The following is a 21,056-nucleotide window of genomic DNA, read 5'->3' as shown; positions in this document are numbered from 1 at the left end:
AGATGTCGTTCCCTCTTCTGACGGCGACGGCGGCCGTCCCGGCGATCGGCGCGATCGTCACGGCGGCCGTCCCGGCCGCCAGGCGCACCGCGGCCAAGTGGATCGCGCTGGCCTTCTCGCTCGCCACGCTCGTGCTGGCGGCGATCGCGCTGGTCCGCTTCGAGCCCGGTGGTGACCGCTATCAGCTCACCGAGTCCCACGCCTGGATCTCCGACTTCGGAGTCAGATACGAACTGGGCGTGGACGGCATCGGGGTGGCGCTCCTGGCGCTCACCGCCCTGCTGATCCCCTTCGTCATCCTCGCGGGCTGGCACGACGCCGACCCGCCGGCTGTGTCCGACAGCGGCTCCGCCGCGGGCAAGAGCTACCGCTGGCGGCCGACGCAGGGCTTCTTCGCCCTGATCCTGATGGTCGAGGCGATGGTGATCCTCTCCTTCGAGGCCACCGACGTCTTCCTCTTCTACATCCTGTTCGAAGCCATGCTCATTCCGGTGTACTTCCTCATCGGCGGCTTCGGGGACCGGGCCCACGCGGGCGGCGACGAGGCGGGAGCCACCCAGCGGTCGTACGCGGCCGTGAAGTTCCTCCTCTACAACCTGGCCGGCGGCCTGATCATGCTCGCCGCCGTCATCGGTCTGTTCGTGCAGGCGGGGACCTTCTCGCTGGCCGAGATCGCCGAAGCCAGGGCCAACGGCACGCTGGACATGTCGACGGGCATGGAGAGGTGGCTCTTCCTGGGCTTCTTCTTCGCCTTCGCCGTCAAGGCGCCGCTGTGGCCGGTGCACACCTGGCTGCCCAACGCCATGGGCGAGGCGACCGCGCCCGTCGCCGTCCTGATCACCGCGGTGGTCGACAAGGTCGGCACGTTCGCGATGCTGCGCTTCTGTCTCCAGCTCTTCCCGGAGGCGTCCAAGTGGGCCACCCCCGTGGTGTTGGTGCTGGCGCTGATCAGCATCGTCTACGGGGCGCTGCTCGCGGTCGGCCAGCGCGACATCAAGCGGCTCATCGCGTACGCGTCGATCTCGCACTTCGGCTTCATCATCATGGGCATCTTCGCGATGACCAGCCAGGGCCAGTCGGGCGCGACGCTCTACATGATCAACCACGGAATCTCGACGGCGGCGCTGCTGCTGGTCGCGGGCTTCCTGATCTCGCGGCGCGGTTCGCGGCTCATCTCGGACTACGGCGGTGTGCAGAAGGTCGCCCCGGTCCTGGCCGGCACGTTCCTGATCGGTGGTCTGGCGACTCTCTCACTGCCGGGGCTCGCCCCGTTCGTGAGCGAATTCCTGGTCCTGGTCGGCACGTTCAGCGTGTATCCGGTGATCGGCGTCATCGCGACCGCCGGAATCGTGCTCGCCGCGCTGTACGTCCTGGTCCTCTACCAGCGCACGATGACGGGTCCGGTGAACGAGTCGGTCCGCGGCATGCCGGACCTGAAGCTCCGGGAGCTGGCGGTCGTCACCCCGCTGATCGCGCTCCTTCTCTTCCTGGGCGTCTACCCGAAGCCGCTGACCGACATCGTGAATCCGGCGGTGGAGCACACCATGAGTGACGTACAGAAGACCGATCCCAAGCCCGAGGTGGAGGCAGCACCGTGAGTGCGACAGCTGTCCACAGCCTGTGGACAACGACGGCGGCCGAGGGGATCGACAAGATCCAGGCCCCCAAGATCGAATACGCGCAGCTGGCCCCGGTGCTGATCGTGCTGGGCGCCGCCGTCGTGGGCATCCTGCTTGAGGCCTTCGTCCCGAGGAAGGGGCGGTACTACGCGCAGCTCTTCCTCTCGGTCGTCGCCCTGGCCGCCGCGTTCGCCGCGGTGGTCGCCCTGGCGGCGGGCGGGTACGGCAGCACCAAGGCGCACCTCGCCGCGATGGGCGCGATCGCCGTGGACGGCCCCGCGCTGTTCCTCCAGGGCGTCATCATCCTGACGGCGATCGTGTCCGTGTTCACCTTCGCCGAGCGCAGGCTCGACCCGGTGAGCCACGGCAACCGCGTCGACTCGTTCGCCGCCCAGGGTGCCTCGGTGCCCGGCAGCGAGAGCGAGAAGGCCGCGGTCAAGGCCGGGTTCACCACCACCGAGGTCTTCCCGATCGCGCTGTTCGCGGTGGCCGGCATGCTGGTCTTCCCGGCCGCCAACGACCTGCTGACGCTCTTCATCGCGCTGGAGGTCTTCTCCCTCCCGCTCTACCTCCTCTGCGCCCTCGCCCGCCGCAAGCGGCTGATGTCGCAGGAGGCCGCGGTGAAGTACTTCCTGCTCGGCGCCTTCTCGTCCGCGTTCCTGCTGTTCGGCATCGCGCTGCTGTACGGCTACGCGGGCTCGGTGACGTACGCGCGCATCGCCGCCGTCGTCGACGGCTCCGTCGGCACGGTCGACCCGGTGCTCGCCGACACCATGGGCAACGACGCGCTGCTGCTCATCGGCGGCGCGATGATCCTCATGGGCCTGCTCTTCAAGGTCGGCGCGGTGCCGTTCCACATGTGGACCCCGGACGTCTACCAGGGCGCGCCCACACCGGTCACGGGCTTCATGGCCGCCGCGACGAAGGTGGCGGCGTTCGGCGCGCTGCTGCGGCTGCTCTACGTGGTTCTGCCGGGCCTGCGCTGGGACTACCGGCCGGTGATGTTCGGCGTCGCGATCGCCACCATGGTGTTCGGCGCGATCGTCGCGATCACCCAGACGGACATCAAGCGCCTTCTGGCGTACTCGTCGATCGCGCACGCGGGCTTCATCCTGGCCGGTGTCATCGCGATGACGGACGAGGGCATCTCCTCCGTCCTCTTCTATCTGGCGGCGTACTCCTTCGTCACGGTCGGCGCGTTCGCCGTCGTCACGCTGGTGCGCGACGCGGGCGGGGAGGCGACGCATCTGTCCAAGTGGGCCGGGCTGGGGCGGCGTTCGCCACTGGTGGCCGCGGTCTTCGCGGTTTTCCTGCTGGCCTTCGCCGGCATCCCGCTGACCTCGGGCTTCTCGGGGAAGTTCGCCGTCTTCAAGGCGGCGGCGGACGGCGGGGCCGGGTCGCTGGTCGTGGTCGGTGTGATCTCATCGGCGATCGCCGCGTTCTTCTACGTCCGGGTCATCGTGCTGATGTTCTTCAGCGAACCGAAGGCGGACGGCCCCACGGTCGCCGTGCCCTCGCCGCTGACGATGACCACGATCGGGGTGGGCGTCGCCGTGACGCTGGTGCTGGGCCTCGCGCCGCAGTACTTCCTTGATCTGGCGAGCCAGGCGGGCGTCTTCGTGCGGTAGCCCGTACAGCCGTGAACGCCTCGGGGCCCCACCGGTGTCGGACGGGCCCCGGGGCGCTCACCCGGCTGTCAGGACCCGGACTCCGGTGGCGCCTCGGGGAGGCGCAGCGCGCCGTCCACGCAGCCGGCCATCCAGTCGGCGTTCGTCTCCACGCCGTCGGTCTCCGCGTGCTCACCGCACTCGGACTCGGCCGCCCCTCGGTCGGACGCGTCCGCCCCGCCGAGGTGGCCGGCCGGGCCCTTGTCCCGGCCGAAGGTGTAGCCGTCCGCGTAGCCGGGCTCCTCGCTCCGGCCCCTGAGTGCGAGGGCCGTCAGCACCACCAGGAGCGGCACGCCCAGCAGGACGAGCGGTCGGCGGGCGGCCCTCACCCGGCGACGATCCGGCCGGTCACCTCGCCGAGGCCCACGCGGGTGCCGTCCGGGCCCGGCGCCCAGGCGGTGAGGGTGACCTCGTCGCCGTCCTCCAGGAACGTCCGCTTGCCGTCGCTGAATTCGATCGGCTCCGTGCCGTTCCAGCTCAGCTCGATCAGGGAGCCGCGTTGGTCGCGCTCGGGGCCGCTGACCGTGCCGGAGCCGTACAGATCGCCCGTACGGAGCGAGGCGCCGTTCACCGTCATATGGGCCAGCTGCTGCGCCGCGGTCCAGTACATGCCCGCGAAGGGCGGTTCGGAGAGCACCTGGCCGTTGAGGGTGACCGTGATCCGCAGGTCGAAGCCGCCGGGCACCTCCTCGTCCGCGTCGTCCAGATACGGCAGGAGCGGATGCGTACGGGGCGGGGGAGCGACCCGCGCCGCGTCCAGGGCCGCCAGAGGCGTCACCCAGGCCGAGACGGAGGTGGCGAAGGACTTGCCGAGGAACGGCCCCAGCGGGACGTTCTCCCAGCCCTGGATGTCCCGTGCCGACCAGTCGTTGAGCAGCGAGAGACCGAAGACATGGTCGTCGAAGGCGGCCAGCTCCACGGAGCCGCCCATCGCCGACGGGGTGCCGACCACGAAGCCGACCTCCGTCTCGATGTCGAGCCTGACCGACGGCCCGAAGACCGGGGCGGCGTCGACGGGCCCCTTGCGCTGCCCGGACGGGCGCACCACGTCGGTACCGGAGACGACGACCGTGCCCGCGCGGCCGTGGTAACCGATCGGCAGATGTTTCCAGTTCGGGGTCAGCGGCTCACCGTCGGGCCGGAAGATCCGGCCCAGATTGGTGGCGTGGTTCTCGCTGGCGTAGAAGTCGACCCAGTCGGCGACCTCGTACGGCAGATGCATCGTCACCGAGCCGAGCGGGTGCAGCAGCGGCTCTATGTCCGGCCGGTGGGCGGGGACCGTGACCCAGGCGGTGAGCGCGCGGCGTACATCGCGCCAGGCCGTGCGTCCCGCGGCCATCAGCGGGTTGAGGCTGGGCCGGTCGAGCAGCGCGGCGTACGGGGAGCCCAGCGCGTGCGCGGCGGCTCCCGCGTCGAGCACATGGCCGCCGACGCGGACCCCGAGCCGGCGTCGCTCGGGCTCGTCGGCCGTGGTGAAGACGCCGTACGGGAGGTTGTGCGGACCGAAGGGGTCTCCCTCGGCGACTTCGAGCGGGCTCTGCTCGGGCATGGGTGCTGCCTCGCTTTCCGGATCGATGCGGGACACGTTACGTCGGTGTTGCCCAGCGGCGGCAGTGGTGAAAAGCGCGCAATGACCGAAAGAACCCGAGTGTGGCCGGGAGTTAGGGGAACGTACCGGCGGTAGCCCGAACGGACAGGGGGTGCGGACATAAGGGGTCAGTTCCGATCGTATTTACTGATCAAGAACATACTGGTGGAGCCGGGAAGGCGCCCATGGTGATCGAAACCCGACCGGATACGCTGACTTGAATGACAGCAGCGACACATCGACAATCCATGTGATCGTCAGCAGACAGGAGTACCCCTCGTGACCGTCGTCGGGCCGTTCGGGCTGAGCGTGCGGGACCCGGCTCTTGAAGCCGATGTCCTGAGCGGATTGTCGGCCGTGGAGGCGGGTCTCCTCGAAGCCACCAAGAGCGAGGTCCCTTTCATCACGGAAGCGGCGCAGCATCTGGTGCGCGCCGGAGGCAAGCGGTTCCGGCCGCTGGTCGTGATGCTGGCGGCCCAGTTCGGCGACCCGTACGCCCCCGGGATCGTCCCTGCGGCCGTCGTCGTCGAGCTGACCCACCTGGCGACGCTCTACCACGACGACGTGATGGACGAGGCGGACGTACGCCGGGGTGTCGACAGCGCCAACAGCCGCTGGGGCAACTCCGTCGCGGTCCTCACCGGTGACTTCCTCTTCGCGCGCGCCTCGCACATCCTGGCGGACCTCGGCCCCGAGGCCGTACGGATCCAGGCCGAGGCGTTCGAGCGGCTGGTGACGGGTCAGATCCTGGAGACGGCCGGACCGCGCGACGGGCGCGACCCGGTCAGCCACTACCTCGACGTGCTCGCCGGCAAGACCGGCGCGCTGTTCGCCGTGTCGGGCCGCTTCGGCGCCCTGACGTCCGGCGCCGACGAGACGGTCACCGACATCCTCACCCAGTACGGTGAGCGGCTCGGCGTCGCCTTCCAGCTCGCCGACGACGTCCTGGACATCGCCAGCGACTCCCACGAGTCCGGCAAGACACCGGGCACCGACCTCCGCGAGGGCATTCCCACGCTGCCGGTGCTGCTGCTGCGGGCCCAGGCGGAGGCGCACGGGCGCCCGGAGGACATCGAGCTGGTCGAACTCCTGGACGGAGACCTGACGGACGACGCCAGGCACGCGGAGGCGCTGCACAGGCTGCGCGCGCACCCGGCGCTGGAGCAGGCACGGCGGGACACCGTCCGGTACGCCGAGGAGGCGCGTGCGTCCCTCGCGCCGCTGCCGGAGTGCTACGCGAAGTCCGCGCTGCTGGAGCTGTGCGACGCGGTGGTCCACCGGGCGGGCTGAGTACGCCTGTTGACGCCCCCGACGCCCGGTCCGGCCGTCCCCTACTGGATGGGGGATCCGGTGGCTCCCCCCGTCATCCCAGAGCAGTACGCGAGGTTGGGCCCGCGGGCTGACGCTTCCGATTAGCCGATTTGGTCTTATGGAGAACACCACCCCGGACCAATTCGAGTGAGAATGGCGGCAAGGGGTGGACGAGTGTGAAGGACGGAAGCCGCCGACCACGGAGGTAGGGCACACATGGCACCGAACGACAGCGCACAGATCACCGGCGGGAACGACGAGGCCGAGGACCTTCCGGCGGGCCGTCGCAGAGCGGCGCGCTATGTGGTCCCGGTCGCGGTGGCCTCGGTCGCCGCGGCGACCATCGGACTCGTCCCCGCGCTCGCCGCGTCGGGCGACCCGGACCTGCCGAAGATCACCGCGGCGCAGCTGATCGAGAAGATGGCGGCGTCCGAAACGGAACGGCTGTCCGGCACGGTCAAGATCACAACGGACCTCGGCATCCCGTCGCTCGGCGGCCTCGGCGACCTCGGCGGTTCGGCCGCCGGAGCGCTCGCGCCGAAGGGCGGGGCCGACAACGGCAAGGACGGCGGTTCGGCCGCGGAGCCGACCGGCAGGCTGATGGACCTGGCCTCCGGCGAGCACACCCTGCGGGTCGCCACCGACGGGCCCGACAAGCAGCGGCTGTCGATCCTCGACAGCGCCGCCGAGTACAGCCTGATCCACAACGGCGGCGAGGTGTGGGCGTACGACAGCGCTTCCAACGAGGCGTACCACGCCGAGGCTCCCGCGGACGCGGCGAAGGGCACCGGTAAGGACAAGAACGGCACGAACGGCAAGGATCAGGCCGTTCCGAAGGATCTGCCGGCCACGCCGCGGGACTTCGCGCGGGAGGCACTGAAGGCTTCCGGCGACACGACTTCGGTGACGGTGGACGGCACGGCGCGGATCGCGGGCCGTGACGCCTATCAGCTGGTGATCAAGCCCAAGCAGGCCGGTTCGACGGTCGGCTCCATCAAGGTGGCGGTCGACTCCAAGACCGGTACGCCGCTGAAGTTCACGCTGCTGCCGAGCAGCGGTGGCAAGGCCGTGGTCGACGTCGGCTTCACCAAGGTCGACTTCTCCCGGCCGGCCGCGTCCACCTTCGACTTCACGCCCCCCAAGGGCGCGAAGGTGACGGAGGCCGACCAGTCGAAGGCGACGGCGGGCAAGGACCAGGCCCACAAGGCGCCCAAGGACGCCAAGGACCTCGGTTCGGAGCCGAACGTGATCGGCGAGGGCTGGACCGCCGTGGTCCAGCTCGACACCGGTGCCAAGGCCCCGACGGCCGCCGCGTCGAAGGACATGCCGGCCGAGGCCCAGCAGTTCATGGACGCGCTGGGCGACAAGGCCCAGGGGAAGTTCGGTTCGGGCACGGTCTTCAAGACGCGTCTGGTGAACGCCTTGATGACGGACGACGGCAAGGTCTTCGTCGGCGCGGTCACCAAGGACGCGCTGATCAAGGCGGCCAACGAGGCGAAGTAGCGCCCCGGACACGACCCGGGCGCCGCGGGAGCGCGGCGCCATGACACCGCGCATGAGCGGGCCGCCCCGTCGTACGCTCGTACGGCGGGGCGGCCCGCTGCCCGCACTCCGGGGACGGGAGCGGCCGGGTGGACAGGGAGGACCGGCGGGACCGGTCGGGAGAGGAAGGGCGAGGGATGACCGTCGTCATAGAGACACGCGGGCTCACCAAGCGCTACCGGGGCGGGCAGCTCGCCGTCGACCGTCTCGACCTCGCCGTGCCGGCCGGCAGCGTCTTCGGCTTCCTCGGCCCCAACGGCTCGGGCAAGACCACCACCATCCGCATGCTGATGGGCCTGATCGAGCCGACCGCGGGCACGGCCTCGGTCCTCGGCCGCGCCATGCCGCGCGCGGCCAGGGCCGTACTGCCGCAGGTGGGCACGTTGATCGAAGGCCCGGCGCTGTACGGATACTTGAACGGCCGCGACAATCTGCTGCGGTACGACTCCGCCGACCCGACGGCCGATCCGCGCACCCGGCGGGCCCGGGTGGGCCAGGCGCTGGAGCGGGTCGGGCTCACGGCGGCGGGCGGCAAGAAGGCGAAGGCGTACTCGCTCGGCATGAAGCAGCGGCTCGGGCTCGCGGCCGCGCTGCTCCAGCCGCGCAGGCTCCTGGTGCTCGACGAGCCGACGAACGGGCTCGACCCGCAGGGCATGAGGGAGATCAGAGCGCTCGTACGGGAGCTGGCCGGGGAGGGCACGACGGTCTTCCTCTCCTCGCATCTGCTGGACGAGATCGAACAGGTGTGCACACACGCCGCCGTGATGGCACGGGGGCGGCTGCTGACCCAGGGCACGGTCGCCGAGCTGGCGGCGGGCACCCGTGGCCGGCTGGCGGTGACGACGCCCGATCCGGCGGACGCGGCGCGGGTGCTGAAGGAGCTGGGGGTCACCGATGTGACGGTGGCCGGGGACCGGGTGAGCGGGGAGCTCGCCGTGTCCGACGAGGGGGAGCCGGCCGATCCGGCGGATCTGAACGCCGGGCTCGTACGGGCGGGGGTGCGCGTACGGGCCTTCGGGGTCGAACGGGCCTCGCTGGAGGACGCGTTCGTGGCGCTGACCGGGGAGGGATTCGATGTCGCGGGCTGAGGTGCTGGAGTCGGGCGACGGGGGAGGCGACCCTTTGAGCGGTCCGGGGGGCGCGGGCGCCGCTACGGACGAGGGTGCCGGGACGCGTCCCGTCTCGCCGCTCTGGACGTTGGGACTCTTCCGCTCCGAGCTGACCACCACCTTTCGCCGCTGGCGCACCCTCGCGCTGCTCGGCGTGCTGGCCGCCGTACCGGTCCTGATCGGTATCGCCATCAAGATCGAGACGAGCGACGGCGGCTCGGTCGGAGGCGGCGGGCCGGAGGGCGGCGGCCCCGCCTTCCTCACCCAGATCACCAACAACGGGCTGTTCCTCGTCTTCGCCGCGCTCGCCGCGACGCTGCCGGTCTTCCTCCCGATGGCGGTCGGCGTCATCGCGGGCGACGCGGTCGCGGGCGAGGCGAACGGCGGCACCCTGCGCTATCTGCTGGTCGCGCCGGCGGGCCGGACCCGGCTGCTGCTGGCCAAGTACGCGGCGACGCTGGTGTTCTGTCTGGCCGCCACTCTGGCGGTGGCGGTCTCCGCGCTGGCCGTGGGAGCGCTGCTCTTCCCGCTCGGCGAGGTCACGACCATCTCGGGCACGAGCATCTCGTTCGGCGACGGGCTGGTCAGAGCGGTGCTGATCGCGCTGGTCGTGGCCGCCTCACTGATCGGGCTGGCGGCGCTCGGCCTGTTCGTCTCCACCCTCACCAACAGCGGCATCGCGGCGATGGCCACGACGGTCGGGCTGGTGATCACGGTGCAGATCCTGGACACGATCCCGCAGCTGCACGCGATCCACCCGTATCTCTTCCCGCACTACTGGCTGTCCTTCGCCGATCTGCTCCGCGAGCCGTTCTACTGGGACGACGTGCTGAAGAATCTCGGCCTGCAGGGCGGGTACGCGGCCGTCTTCGGCTCGGCGGCCTGGGCGCGTTTCACGGCGAAGGACATCAGTGCGTGAGGGCTGGACCTGTCCTCTCGGATCAGGTCAGGTCGCCAGCTCCCAGATGGCGTAGGCGACCGCGTCGCTGTTGCGGTTCAGCGCGGTGTCGTTGATGTTCGCCGTCGTGTCGCAGACCGAGTGGTAGCAGCGGTCGAAGGCCTGTCCCGCCGTGCCGCCCCACTTCTGTGCCTGGGCACTCGACTTCGTACGCCCGGCGCCGGTGAAGAGCCCGCCGACCGGTACGCCGATGCTCATGAAGGAGGCGTGGTCCGAGCGGCCGTCACCCTCGGTCTCGATCTCCGTCGGGACGCCGATTCCGGCGAAGTACGTCTTGAAGGTCTGCTCGATGGCGGGGTCGTCGTCGTAGACGAAGTAGCCGGCGTTCGACGAGCCGATCATGTCGAAGTTGAGATAGCCGTCGAGCTTCGCGCGCTCGGCGGACGGCAGGTTGTTCGCGTAGTAGCGGGAGCCGACCAGCCCCAGCTCCTCCGCGCCCCACCAGCCGAACCGCAGATGCTTCGTCGGCTGCAGCCCGGCTCTCGACACCGCGAGCGCGGTCTCCAGTACGGCGGCGGAGCCGGACCCGTTGTCGTTGATCCCGGCGCCCGATGTCACCGAGTCGAGGTGGGCACCGGCCATCACGACCTGGTTGGGGTCGCCACCGGGCCAGTCGGCTATCAGGTTGTAGCCGACGCGCCCGCCGGAGGTGAACTGCTGTACGGAGGTGGTGAACCCGGCCGCGTCCAGCTTGCCCTTCACATAGTTGACCGAGGCCAGATAGCCGGGTCGGCCGTGGGCGCGGTTGCCGCCGTTGGCGGCGGCTATCGAGGAGAACTGGGTGAGGTGCGCCTTGACGTTGGTGAGGGATATGTCGGGGGCGGCGAGGACGGTGGCGGGCGCCGTCGCGGAGGCCGGTGACGCCGTCGCGGCGGGAACGCCGGACGCGAGCAGCCCGCCGATCGCGAGCGCGCCGACGAGGAGGGAACGTGCGGGAACGGAGAGCGTGGAGAGCTTCATGTGGGGGCTCCGGATTCCGTACGGGGACTGACGGAAGGTGGTGCGCACGACGCGTGCTGATGGTCAGTGCACGCTTGACTCAGCGTCAAGAGCAGAAATCGGACACGGGTGTTCGCACTCCGGATACTTATGCTGCTGACATGCGACCTACGCTGTTCACCGTCGACCTGCCCGGCCCCGGACGTCTGAGCACCATGGCCAAACCTCGGGGAGCCGACTGGCTGGAGGACGAGATGCGGGGCTTGCGCGACGCGGGTGCCGATGTCCTGGTCTGCGCCCTCACCCGGGCCGAACGCGACGAGTTGGGCCTGACCGACGAGGAACGGGCGGCCGGGGCGGCCGGGCTGCGCTACGTCGGCGTCCCCATCCCCGACCGGACCGTCCCCGACCTGGCGGTGGTCCTGCCGGTCCTGCGCGAACTGACCGCCCGGCTTGCCGACGGCGCCCACGTGGTGACCCACTGCCGGGCCGGCATAGGCCGCGCGTCCCTGCTGGCCGCCGCCCTCCTGATCCTGGGCGGCACCGACCCGGACACCGCGTGGGAGGCCCTCGAAAAGGCCCGCGGCCTCGCGGTCCCGGACACCCCCGCACAGCGGGCCTGGACGCTATGCCTGACAACGGCGGCCACCACCTGAGCCCGACCCGGCCGCCCGGCCCCGCCCTCGCTGCCCCGCTGTCTCACTGCACGCAGAACTCGTTGCCCTCCGGGTCCGTCATGGTCACCCAGACGCCCTCCGGCACGTTCTCCTCGTGGAGGACCTTCGCCCCCAGGCCCTGAAGCCTGGCCACTTCGGCCGGTCGGCGGTCTTCGCCGACGTGGACGTCGAGGTGGAAGCGGCTTCTGCCGGCCTTCGTCTCCGGTACGCGCTGAAAGAGGATTCGCCGGCCCGTCCCGGCGCCCGTGTCGGGGTCGAACGGGTCGTCCGGATGGCGGACGGCGATGAGATCGAGCCAGGCGCGGCGGCCGTGTGAATCCACTGTTTGCTCGATGGGTACGGCGCCGATGCCCAGTAGCCGCTCGATCAGCGCACTGTTGTCCTCGACCTCGTAACCGAGCGCCTCGGCCCAGAAATCGGCCTGGCGGTGCGGATCGGTCGTATCGATGACGAGCTTCCAGTGCAAGGTCATGAAACTGTTTATAGTGGTTACATGACTGGTCGCGCGACGAACACGCCGGGGATGGTCCTGCGGAACCCCGAGGGGCGTCCCTACCGTTTCGATCCCGGCGCGCTGTGCCTGGAGTTGCTGGTGACCGGCGGGCCGAGGGCGCTCACGCGCCACGAGGTGCTGGACGGTCCGGCCGGACTGGTCCGCTGGGCGGGGGAGAGCCGGCTCGCGCCCGGTCTGGAGCCACTGCTCACCGTGGCCGAGGCCGACGTACGGACGGCGCACGCGGTGCGTGACGCGTTGCTGCGGATCACCGCCGACCGCGCGCGGGGCCACCGCTTCGACCGCCCCGCCGACGCCTCCGACTTCGCCGTCCTCAACGCGGCGGCGGCCGAGCCCCCGCTCGTCGCCCGGATGGGCGCGGGCGGGGCGCGCGAGTGGGCCCCGGGGGCGACCGGGGCGCAACTGTTGTCGACCGTCGCGCGCGACGCCGTGGACCTGTTCACCGGGCCGTACGCGGACCGCATCCGCGAATGCTCCACGCCCAACTGCTACTTGCTGTTCGTCGACACGTCGCGGCCGGGCCGCAGACGCTGGTGCGCGATGGAGCGGTGCGGGAACCTCCACAAGGTCCGGGCCCATCGCGCCCGGCAGAGCGCCGTCTGACGGGCCGGGCGCCCGCGTGAGCGGCCGTCAGACGGCCGCCCGCGCCTCCACCGCCGCACGCCCGTCGTACTCCGCGCGCGACGCCGCGATCTCGTTCTGGTGCTTCTCGGTCCAGACCGGGGCTCGCAATCACGGCGACGGGCCTACGGCGCCGGAAGCGGCTCGCTCCTCACTCGCCGGAGGACGTACTCGTCCCGGCCCGGCCCGCAGCCGTGACGCCGTCGGCGGACTGAGCGCGGATCGTGGACGGAGCCTGAGGCAGCGCCTCGGGCTCCACCCGCGTGTCGGCCCAAGTCTCCGCCCGTGTCTCCGCCTCCGCCCGCCGCAGCGCCTCCGCCTTCGCCCTCGTACGCCGGGAGGTCCGCAGCGCGTCCCATGTCAGGATCGTCAGCGCCGCCCACACCAGCGCGAAGCCGGCCCACCGCTCGGCGGGCATCGCCTCGTGGAAGTACAGGATCCCCAGGAGGAACTGGAACACCGGCGCCAGATACTGCAACAGCCCCAGCGTCGACAGCGGCACCCGTATCGCCGCGGCCCCGAAGCAGACCAGCGGCACGGCCGTCACCACACCGGTGGCCGCCAGCAGCGCGGCGTGCCCCGCCCCCTCCGGTCCGAACGTGGCGTCACCGGAGGCCCCGAGCCAGATCAGATAGCCGAGCGCGGGCACGAAGAGGATCACGGTCTCGGCGGCCAGCGACTCCAGACCGCCGATGTTGACCTTCTTCTTCACCAGGCCGTACGTCGCGAACGAGAAGGCCAGCGTGAGCGAGATCCAGGGCGGCTGCCCGTATCCGATCGCCAGCACCAGCACGGCGAGGAGACCGACGCCGACCGCCGCCCACTGGGCGGGCCGCAGCCGCTCCTTGAGGAGCAGGACTCCCATGGCGATGGTGACGAGAGGGTTGATGAAGTAGCCGAGGGACGCCTCGACGACATGGCCGCTGTTGACCGACCAGATGTACAGGCCCCAGTTGACGCTGATGACCGTGGCGGCCACCACCAGCAGACCCAGCTTCCGGGGCTGGGCCAGCAACTCCCGAACCCACGCCCAGCGGCGTACCACGAGCAGCGCGATCGCGACGACGGCCAGCGACCAGACCATCCGGTGGGCCAGGATCTCGACCGCTCCGGAGGGCTTGAGCAGCGGCCAGAAGAGCGGGACCAGACCCCACATGCCGTAGGCGCCGATCCCGTACAGCAATCCCGCCCGCTGCTCGCCGTCCGACTTCACTGGCCCTCCCGAACCGCATACATCAGTTCGACGACGGTAGCGCCGGGCGGGCCGGGCTGTCATGTCCGTATCGGCATACGGTCATGACAGCGGCGGACCCCGGGAATGACCGGGGACACGACGAGGCCCGGGTCTCGTGGAGGAACGAGACCCGGGCCCCGGGTTGTACGGACGCGGTCGGCCGGGTCAGCCGGCCACCGTCCACGTGTCGTTGCCGGCGAGCAGCTGCGACAGGTCGCCCTTGCCGTTCTGCTCGACGGCCGCGTCGAGCTGATCGCTCATCAGCGTGTCGTAGACCGGCCGCTTCACGCTGCGCAGCACACCGATGGGCGTGTGGTGCAGCGTGTCCGGGTCGGCGAGGCGCGAGAGCGCGAACGCCGTGGTGGGGCTGGTGGCGTGCGCGTCGTGCACCAGGATCTGGTGCTCGTTGTCCGCCGTCACCGGTACGACGACGAGATCGCCGGTGGACGGGTCCCGTACGACACCCTTGGAGTTGTCGGCCCCGAACCGGATCTGCTCCCCGTGCTCCAGGCGGATGACCGCCTCCAGAGCGCGGTCCTTGTCCTTCAGCGCCTCGAAGGCACCGTCGTTGAAGATGTTGCAGTTCTGGTAGATCTCCACGAGCGCCGTGCCCGGGTGGTCGGCCGCCTGGCGCAGCACGCTCGTGAGGTGCTTGCGGTCGGAGTCGACGGTCCGGGCCACGAAGGACGCCTCGGCGCCGATCGCCAGCGACACCGGGTTGAAGGGCGAGTCCAGCGAGCCCATCGGTGTCGACTTGGTGATCTTGCCGACCTCGGAGGTGGGCGAGTACTGCCCCTTCGTCAGCCCGTAGATCCGGTTGTTGAACAGCAGGATCTTCAGGTTGACGTTGCGCCGGAGCGCGTGGATGAGGTGGTTGCCGCCGATGGACAGCGCGTCGCCGTCACCGGTGACGACCCAGACGGACAGATCGCGGCGCGAGGTCGCGAGTCCGGTGGCGATGGCCGGCGCACGTCCGTGGATGGAGTGCATGCCGTAGGTGTTCATGTAGTACGGGAAGCGGCTGGAGCAGCCGATCCCCGACACGAACACGATGTTCTCCTTGGCCAGCCCGAGGTCCGGCATGAAGCCCTGGACGGCGGCCAGCACGGCGTAGTCACCGCAGCCGGGGCACCAGCGGACTTCCTGGTCGGACTTGAAGTCCTTCATGGACTGCTTGGCCTCGGCCTTGGGGACGAGGGAAAGCAGCTCGTTGACCTCAGGCATCGATGGCCTCCTTGAGAGCCGTGGCGAGCTGTTCGGCCTTGAACGGCATACCGTTGACCTGGTTGTAGGAGTGCGCGTCGATGAGGTACTTCGCCCGCAGGAGCGTGGCGAGCTGACCCAGGTTCATCTCCGGCACCACGACCTTGTCGTACCGCTTCAGCACCTCGCCCAGATTCCGCGGGAACGGGTTGATGTGGCGCAGATGCGCCTGCGCGATCGGGTGGCCGTTGGTGCGCAGCCGGCGGACGGCGGCGGTGATCGGGCCGTACGTGGAGCCCCAGCCCAGCACCAGCGTGCGCGCGCCGTCCGGGTCGTCCACGACGAGGTCCGGCACCTCGATGCCGTCGATCTTGGCCTGGCGGGTGCGGACCATGAAGTCGTGGTTGGCCGGGTCGTAGGAGATGTTGCCCGTGCCGTCCTGCTTCTCGATGCCGCCGATGCGGTGTTCGAGACCGGGCGTGCCGGGCACGGCCCACGGACGGGCCAGGGTGTGCGGGTCGCGCTTGTACGGCCAGAACACGTCCGTGCCGTCGGGCAGCTGGTGGTTGGGCGCGGTGGTGAACTGCACACCCAGATCCGGCAGTTCGTCCTGCTCGGGGATCCGCCAGGGCTCCGAGCCGTTGGCGAGGTAGCCGTCGGAGAGCAGGAAGACCGGCGTGCGGTACGTGACCGCGATCCGGGCCGCCTCGATGGCCGCGTCGAAGCAGTCCGCGGGGGTCTGCGGGGCGACGATCGGCACCGGCGCCTCGCCGTTGCGGCCGTACATCGCCTGGAGCAGGTCGGCCTGCTCGGTCTTGGTAGGCAGACCGGTCGAGGGCCCGCCGCGCTGGATCGCCACCACCAGCAGGGGCAGCTCCAGCGAGACCGCCAGGCCGATCGTCTCCGACTTCAGGGCCACGCCGGGCCCGGAGGTCGTCGTCACGGCGAGGGAACCGCCGAAGGACGCGCCGAGCGCCGCGCCGATCGCGGCGATCTCGTCCTCCGCCTGGAAGGTGCGGACGCCGAAGTTCTTGTGGCGCGACAGCTCGTGGAGGATGTCGGACGCCGGCGTGATCGGGTACGACCCGAGGTAGAGGGGAAGGTCCGCCTGGTGGGAGGCGGCGATCAGCCCGTACGACAGCGCCAGGTTCCCGGAGATGTTGCGGTACGTGCCGGTCGGGAACGCCTTCGTGGCAGGCGCGACCTCGTAGGAGACGGCGAAGTCCTCGGTGGTCTCGCCGAAGTTCCAGCCCGCCCGGAACGCCGCGACGTTCGCCTCGGCGATGTTCGGCTTCTTCGCGAACTTCGTCCGCAGGAACTGCTCGGTGCTCTCGGTCGGCCGGTGGTACATCCACGAGAGCAGACCCAGCGCGAACATGTTCTTCGAACGCTCGGCCTCCTTGCGGGAGAGCCCGAAGTCCTTCAGCGCCTCGATCGTCAGCGTCGTCAGCGGGACCGGGTGGAGCTGGTACGCCTCCAGCGAGCCGTCCTCCAGCGGCGAGGTCGTGTAACCGACCTTCGCCATGGGGCGCTTGGTGAACTCGTCGGTGTTGACGATGATGTCGGCGCCCCGCGGCACGTCGCCGATGTTCGCCTTGAGCGCGGCCGGGTTCATCGCGACCAGTACGTTCGGCGCGTCGCCGGGGGTGAGGATGTCGTGGTCGGCGAAGTGCAGCTGGAACGAGGACACACCCGGCAGGGTGCCTGCGGGCGCGCGGATCTCGGCGGGGAAGTTCGGCAGCGTCGACAGGTCGTTCCCGAACGACGCCGTCTCCGAGGTGAACCGGTCACCCGTCAGCTGCATGCCGTCACCGGAGTCACCCGCGAAACGGATGATCACCCGGTCCAGACGGCGGACTTCCTTCGAGCCGGGCACGCCGGACGCGCCGTGCGGGGTGAGCTGTTCGCCGACGACGGAACCACTCGTGTCGTCAGCCCCGTCGGCCTGCTCGGCTGGGCTACTGACCTGGCTGGTCACTGAACTGGACCTCCCTCGAGGCGGCTGCTTGGGCTGACCGGTACGACCGGTACACCCAGGGGCCACCCTACGTCGGTAAGGGTCGCCTTCCCTGGACCGCTCGTATGGTGGACGTCTTTTTGAGACGCTTCGTTGTGGCAATTTGCCATGTTTTCTCCGCCCCCGGGCGCTCTGTGTTCATCCCTGTCTGTGCCGCTTTGAACTCAGTCTTTTGGACTAGGACCCATTACGTGCCCCCCACATGACCGCAGCGTCCGACCCGGCCGGCCGCCGTCATGAGTTGAGATAGGTCAGTACCGCCAGCACCCGGCGGTGATCTCCGTCACTCGGCGACAGGCCCAGCTTCTGGAAGATGTTGCTGACGTGCTTCTCCACCGCGCCGTCGCTCACGACCAGCTGCCTGGCGATCGCCGAGTTCGTCCGCCCCTCCGCCATCAGGCCCAGGACCTCGCGCTCCCGGGGCGTCAGACCGACCAGCACGTCCTGCTTACGGCTACGGCCGAGCAACTGCGCCACCACCTCGGGGTCCAGCGCGGTGCCGCCCCTCGCCACCCGTACGACCGCGTCCACGAACTCGCGGACCTCGGCCACCCGGTCCTTGAGCAGATAGCCGACCCCCCGGCTGCTGCCCGCGAGCAGTTCCGTCGCGTACTGCTCCTCCACGTACTGGGACAGCACCAGCACGCCGATGCCCGGATGGTCCTTGCGCAGCTGGACCGCGGCCCGGACCCCCTCGTCGGTATGGGTCGGCGGCATCCGTACGTCGGCCACCACCACGTCCGGCGCCGCACCTTCACGGGCCAGGTCGCCGACGGTCTTGATCAGCGCCTCACCGTCCCCGACACCGGCGACGACGTCATGCCCGAGATCGGTCAGCAGCCGGGTCAGGCCCTCCCGCAGGAGCACCGAATCCTCGGCGATGACCACTCGTACCCTGTCCTCCACAACCCTGCCGCCCCCATGTCGATGTGCGTACGCGCTCCGCGTCCGCCCTGCGGTCCCAGCATCCCAGTATTCGTATCCCCGTGCGTCCACTGACCGGGAACTGATCAAAGCGAGAGACGTGACTCCGGCGCACCGGAGGAGAGCCGAAGACGCGACTCCGGCGCACCGGACGATGTCCGGTGCGCCGTGGCCGCGTCTGTGTCCCGCCCGTCCCGTGTCTCCCGTGTCTCTCGGGTCCTGCGGAGCCTCGTACGGCTCGCCCGTCGGCCGGTCCTTCGCGGCGTCACTTGCGCCAGGGCAGCTCCGCCGTCACCGTCGTCGGCCCGCCGACCGGTGAGTCCACGACCAGGATCCCGTCCACCGCGTCGAGCCGCTCCGCGAGACCGGCCAGGCCGCTGCCCGACGAGGTGTTCGCACCGCCCCGGCCGTCGTCCGCGACCTGGAGCATCAGCCGGTCCTGCATCCGCCACACGTCCACCGAGGCGCGCCCGGCCCGGGCGTGCTTGCTGACGTTCTGCAGGAGCTCGGAGACGGTGAAGTAGGCGATGCCCTCGATGGCCGCCGCCGGGCGCTGGTCCAGGTCGACCTCGACCTGGACGGGCACGGTGCAGCGGGAGGCGACGGAGGAGAGCGCGGCGTCCAGGCCCCGGTCGGTGAGGACCGCCGGGTGGATGCCCCGTGCCAGATCCCGCAGCTCCTGGAGGGCGACCTTCACCTCGCCGTGCGCCTCGTCGACCATCCGCGCCGCCGCCTCCGGATCGACCAGCAGCTTCTCCTTCGCCAGGCCCAGGTCCATGGCCAGGGCCACCAGCCGGGCCTGCGCGCCGTCGTGCAGGTCACGCTCGATACGCCGCAGGTCCGCGGCGGCGGTGTCGACCACGACCCCGCGGTCCGACTCCAGCTCCGAGACCCGGGTCGCCAGCTTGGACGGGCCGAGCAGACCGACGACCAACAGCCGGTCCACAGCAGTCAGTCCACGGATCAGCCACGGCGACGCGAGGACGAGGACCAGACCGACGACGCTGGTGGCGGCCGTCTCGAACGGGGTGTCCAGGTAGAAGTCGTTGGTGCCGTCACTGAAGAGCGCGATGCCGTCCTGGTCCGTGTACTCGGGGAAGACCCACTGCCACAGCGGATAGAGGAAGAGGCTCCAGCCGGTGACCACGAAGGTCACGGACGTGACGAAGGAGAACAGCGCCCACGGGAAGTGCAGGAAGCCGTAGAGGAGATGCCGCCAGGAAACGCCGCTCTTGAGGACCGCGCCGACCCAGGACATCAGACCTGACTTCTTCCCCCGGACGGGCAGCGGGCTCGCTATCTCCAGGCCGAGCAGGGCCCGCGCCCTTGTCCGCTCGACCGCTCCCAGGCCCCGGCAGCCGACGAGCGCGGCGGCCAGCAGCGGAATGCCGACGAAGGTCACGAGGAGCCCCGCGCTGAGCGAGACGGTCGTCACCGCGTAGACGAAGAAGAGGATGCCCATCGGAAGGTTGAGAAGGAGATAGGCGAACTCCTTCCACGCCCGGCCCGAGAACGGAGCGCGCAGTGCCGGATGAAGGGTGTGGCGCTGTGGCGGTGTCCGCGTGCCGTAATCCGTGGCCATCGTGTCGTCCGTTCTGCGAGCGGGGCGGTCGTGCTTCATGTCGTATCTCCATGCTCATCCGCCGGCCGCGCCCGCACCATGAGGGCGGTTACCGTCTTCGCCCTGGGGTTTTCCCCACCTTCGGTGGTGCGGTTTCAGGCCCCCGGCCCCCGGGCGTCCGCGCGCGTACGGCACGGCCCCGGCCTACTCCGGGGCCGGCTCACGCTCACGCTCACGCCAGGGGAGTTCGGCCGTGACGATCGTCGGCCCTCCGACCGGCGAGTCCAGTACGAAGAGACCGTCGACCGCACCCAGGCGCTCGGCCAGCCCCGCCATACCCGTCCCGCCGTCCAGCCGGGCGCCCCCGCGCCCGTCGTCCTCGATCTGGATGAGCAGCCGGTCCTTCGCCCGCCACACCTCGACGCTGGCGGTACTCGCCCCGCTGTGCTTGCTGACGTTCTGCAAGAGCTCCGAGACCGTGAAGTACGCGATGCCCTCGATGGCCGCCGCCGGGCGTTCCGCCAGCTCGACCTCGACCTTGACCGGGACCGTGCAGCGTGAGGCGACGGAGGAGAGCGCGGCGTCCAGACCCCGGTCCGTCAGTACGGCCGGATGGATGCCGCGCGCGAGGTCGCGCAGCTCCTGGAGGGCCAGCTTCACCTCGCCGTGCGCCTCGTCGACCATGCTCGCCGCCGTCTCCGGGTCGTCCAGCAGCTTCTCCTTCGCGAGGCCGAGCCCCATGGCCAGGGCGACCAGCCGGGCTTGCGCGCCGTCGTGCAGATCGCGCTCGATACGGCGCAGATCGGCGGCGGCCGTGTCCACGACGACGCCCCGGTCCGACTCCAGCTCCGCGATCCGGCTCTCCAGCTCGTCCGAGGGCGAGAGCAGCCCGCGGACCAGGGCGCGGTCGACGTTGGTCAGACCGCGCGCGATGAAGGGCAGCACCGGCCAGAAGACGAACAGGCTGACCGTGGTGATCGTGAAGGTCAGGATTCCCCACGGCAGCCGGATGAACGCGTACAGGACGGTCCGCCAGCCCACCGGGTCCCTCAGCCCCGTCCACAGCCAGGAGAAGAACCCCTCGGTGCCGCGGGCCCGCCGCTCCCGGCGGCCGCGGCCGCGGAGCGGGCTCGGCTCGTCGATCCGGACCCCCAGCAGGGCACGCGCCCGCGCCCGTTCGGCCTTCCCCAGCAGTCGCGCCCCGGACAGGCCGCCGGCGAGCAGGGGCAGACCGATCACGGTGACGGACAGAAAGACGCCGGCGGGCACCACGAACGCGACGTAGACGAAGCCGGCGATCGACAGCGGCAGATTGGCGAGGAGATGGGCGATCTCCTTCCAGGTGTGCCGGTCAAAGGCGAAACGCGGCGGGGGCCGTTCGTCGTCGAAAAGGCTGTTACGGGCGGTCATAAGGCTCTAGCCTGCACGGCCACGGGGGCGCACGCCATGGGGTGGCTGGGGGAGTGCGGGTGGGGTTAACCCCACCACCAACTCGGAAAGCGCCCGACCAGCATCTGAGCGGACGCGTGTGGGACCCATCCATGACCCCGCCATGACTTGATGCGCGACCGA

General features: G+C 70.3%; 17 protein-coding genes and 1 pseudogene. 8 read left to right on the top strand and 10 right to left on the bottom strand.

Annotation, left to right across the window (positions count from 1 at the left end; all coding sequences use genetic code 11):
* Positions 1–2 precede the first annotated feature (2 nt).
* Both ACIBBB_RS20145 and nuoN read left to right on the top strand, forming a co-directional pair.
* Positions 3–1,598 carry an NADH-quinone oxidoreductase subunit M gene (locus ACIBBB_RS20145; protein ID WP_398983747.1) on the top strand — a complete coding sequence of 532 codons (1,596 nt, stop codon included), beginning with the start codon at positions 3–5 and terminating at the stop codon, positions 1,596–1,598.
* Complete coding sequence (gene nuoN / locus ACIBBB_RS20140; protein WP_398983745.1) at positions 1,595–3,247, top strand: NADH-quinone oxidoreductase subunit NuoN; 1,653 nt, start codon at positions 1,595–1,597, stop codon at positions 3,245–3,247. Before ACIBBB_RS20145 ends, nuoN begins: the two co-directional genes overlap by 4 nt.
* A 68-nt stretch (positions 3,248–3,315) precedes the next feature.
* On the opposite strand, the gene ACIBBB_RS20135 is transcribed toward nuoN, so the two are convergent.
* Both ACIBBB_RS20135 and fahA read right to left on the bottom strand, forming a co-directional pair.
* Entirely contained in the window at positions 3,316–3,615 is a 300-nt protein-coding gene (locus ACIBBB_RS20135; protein WP_398983743.1) for a hypothetical protein, read from the bottom strand.
* Complete coding sequence (gene fahA / locus ACIBBB_RS20130) at positions 3,612–4,835, bottom strand: fumarylacetoacetase (protein ID WP_398983741.1); 1,224 nt, start codon at positions 4,833–4,835, stop codon at positions 3,612–3,614. The genes ACIBBB_RS20135 and fahA overlap by 4 nt, the downstream gene beginning before the upstream one ends.
* A 318-nt stretch (positions 4,836–5,153) precedes the next feature.
* Here fahA and ACIBBB_RS20125 point away from each other — a divergent pair, with 318 nt between their 5' ends.
* The 4 genes from ACIBBB_RS20125 (at position 5,154) to ACIBBB_RS20110 (ending at position 9,755) form a co-directional block, all read left to right on the top strand.
* Positions 5,154–6,164: a polyprenyl synthetase family protein gene (locus ACIBBB_RS20125; protein WP_398983739.1), complete on the top strand. Its 1,011-nt coding sequence runs from the start codon at positions 5,154–5,156 to the stop codon at positions 6,162–6,164.
* Between the two features lie 237 nt (positions 6,165–6,401).
* The gene (locus ACIBBB_RS20120) at positions 6,402–7,688 is read left to right on the top strand and encodes an outer membrane lipoprotein carrier protein LolA (RefSeq protein ID WP_398983737.1); all 1,287 of its coding nucleotides are present in this window, start codon (positions 6,402–6,404) and stop codon (positions 7,686–7,688) included.
* A gap of 176 nt (positions 7,689–7,864) precedes the next feature.
* Positions 7,865–8,815, top strand: a complete 951-nt coding sequence (locus ACIBBB_RS20115; protein WP_398983735.1) for an ATP-binding cassette domain-containing protein — start codon at positions 7,865–7,867, stop codon at positions 8,813–8,815.
* Positions 8,802–9,755 (top strand): ABC transporter permease, encoded by a 954-nt coding sequence (locus tag ACIBBB_RS20110; protein ID WP_398983733.1) that lies wholly within the window; start codon positions 8,802–8,804, stop codon positions 9,753–9,755. Before ACIBBB_RS20115 ends, ACIBBB_RS20110 begins: the two co-directional genes overlap by 14 nt.
* A 33-nt stretch (positions 9,756–9,788) precedes the next feature.
* Here ACIBBB_RS20110 and ACIBBB_RS20105 read toward each other — a convergent pair.
* Positions 9,789–10,754: pseudogene (locus ACIBBB_RS20105) on the bottom strand (M28 family metallopeptidase); the annotation flags it as partial.
* 140 nt (positions 10,755–10,894) lie between these two features.
* Here ACIBBB_RS20105 and ACIBBB_RS20100 point away from each other — a divergent pair.
* Positions 10,895–11,389, top strand: coding sequence for a tyrosine protein phosphatase (locus ACIBBB_RS20100; RefSeq protein WP_398983731.1), 495 nt, complete (start codon positions 10,895–10,897; stop codon positions 11,387–11,389).
* A 43-nt stretch (positions 11,390–11,432) separates the two neighbouring features.
* On the opposite strand, the gene ACIBBB_RS20095 is transcribed toward ACIBBB_RS20100, so the two are convergent.
* A complete protein-coding gene (locus ACIBBB_RS20095; protein ID WP_398983729.1) occupies positions 11,433–11,882 on the bottom strand; it encodes a VOC family protein in 450 nt (149 codons plus the stop codon).
* A gap of 21 nt (positions 11,883–11,903) precedes the next feature.
* On the opposite strand from ACIBBB_RS20095, the gene ACIBBB_RS20090 reads away from it, so the two are divergent.
* Entirely contained in the window at positions 11,904–12,527 is a 624-nt protein-coding gene (locus ACIBBB_RS20090; RefSeq protein WP_398983727.1) for a CGNR zinc finger domain-containing protein, read from the top strand.
* Between the two features lie 169 nt (positions 12,528–12,696).
* Here the strand turns inward: ACIBBB_RS20090 and rarD are convergent, their stop codons facing one another.
* The 6 genes from rarD to ACIBBB_RS20060 all read right to left on the bottom strand — a co-directional run bounded on the left by rarD (position 12,697) and on the right by ACIBBB_RS20060 (position 20,894).
* On the bottom strand, positions 12,697–13,758 hold the full coding sequence (gene rarD / locus ACIBBB_RS20085; protein ID WP_398983725.1) for an EamA family transporter RarD: 1,062 nt from the start codon (positions 13,756–13,758) through the stop codon (positions 12,697–12,699).
* A 186-nt stretch (positions 13,759–13,944) separates the two neighbouring features.
* Complete coding sequence (locus ACIBBB_RS20080) at positions 13,945–15,003, bottom strand: 2-oxoacid:ferredoxin oxidoreductase subunit beta (protein ID WP_398983723.1); 1,059 nt, start codon at positions 15,001–15,003, stop codon at positions 13,945–13,947.
* Positions 14,996–16,960, bottom strand: a complete 1,965-nt coding sequence (locus ACIBBB_RS20075; RefSeq protein WP_398983721.1) for a 2-oxoacid:acceptor oxidoreductase subunit alpha — start codon at positions 16,958–16,960, stop codon at positions 14,996–14,998. Before ACIBBB_RS20075 ends, ACIBBB_RS20080 begins: the two co-directional genes overlap by 8 nt.
* A gap of 273 nt (positions 16,961–17,233) precedes the next feature.
* Entirely contained in the window at positions 17,234–17,905 is a 672-nt protein-coding gene (locus tag ACIBBB_RS20070) for a response regulator transcription factor (RefSeq protein WP_078075602.1), read from the bottom strand.
* A gap of 283 nt (positions 17,906–18,188) precedes the next feature.
* On the bottom strand, positions 18,189–19,505 hold the full coding sequence (locus tag ACIBBB_RS20065; protein ID WP_398983949.1) for a sensor histidine kinase: 1,317 nt from the start codon (positions 19,503–19,505) through the stop codon (positions 18,189–18,191).
* Between the two features lie 183 nt (positions 19,506–19,688).
* Entirely contained in the window at positions 19,689–20,894 is a 1,206-nt protein-coding gene (locus ACIBBB_RS20060) for a sensor histidine kinase (RefSeq protein ID WP_398983718.1), read from the bottom strand.
* Positions 20,895–21,056 lie beyond the last annotated feature (162 nt).

Origin of the sequence: Streptomyces sp. NPDC051217 (genome assembly GCF_044455465.1) — a bacterium.
In the GTDB taxonomy this organism is placed as follows: domain Bacteria; phylum Actinomycetota; class Actinomycetes; order Streptomycetales; family Streptomycetaceae; genus Streptomyces.
Note: the sequence above shows the minus strand (reverse complement) of the source record. Positions and strands in the feature narration are given on the sequence as shown.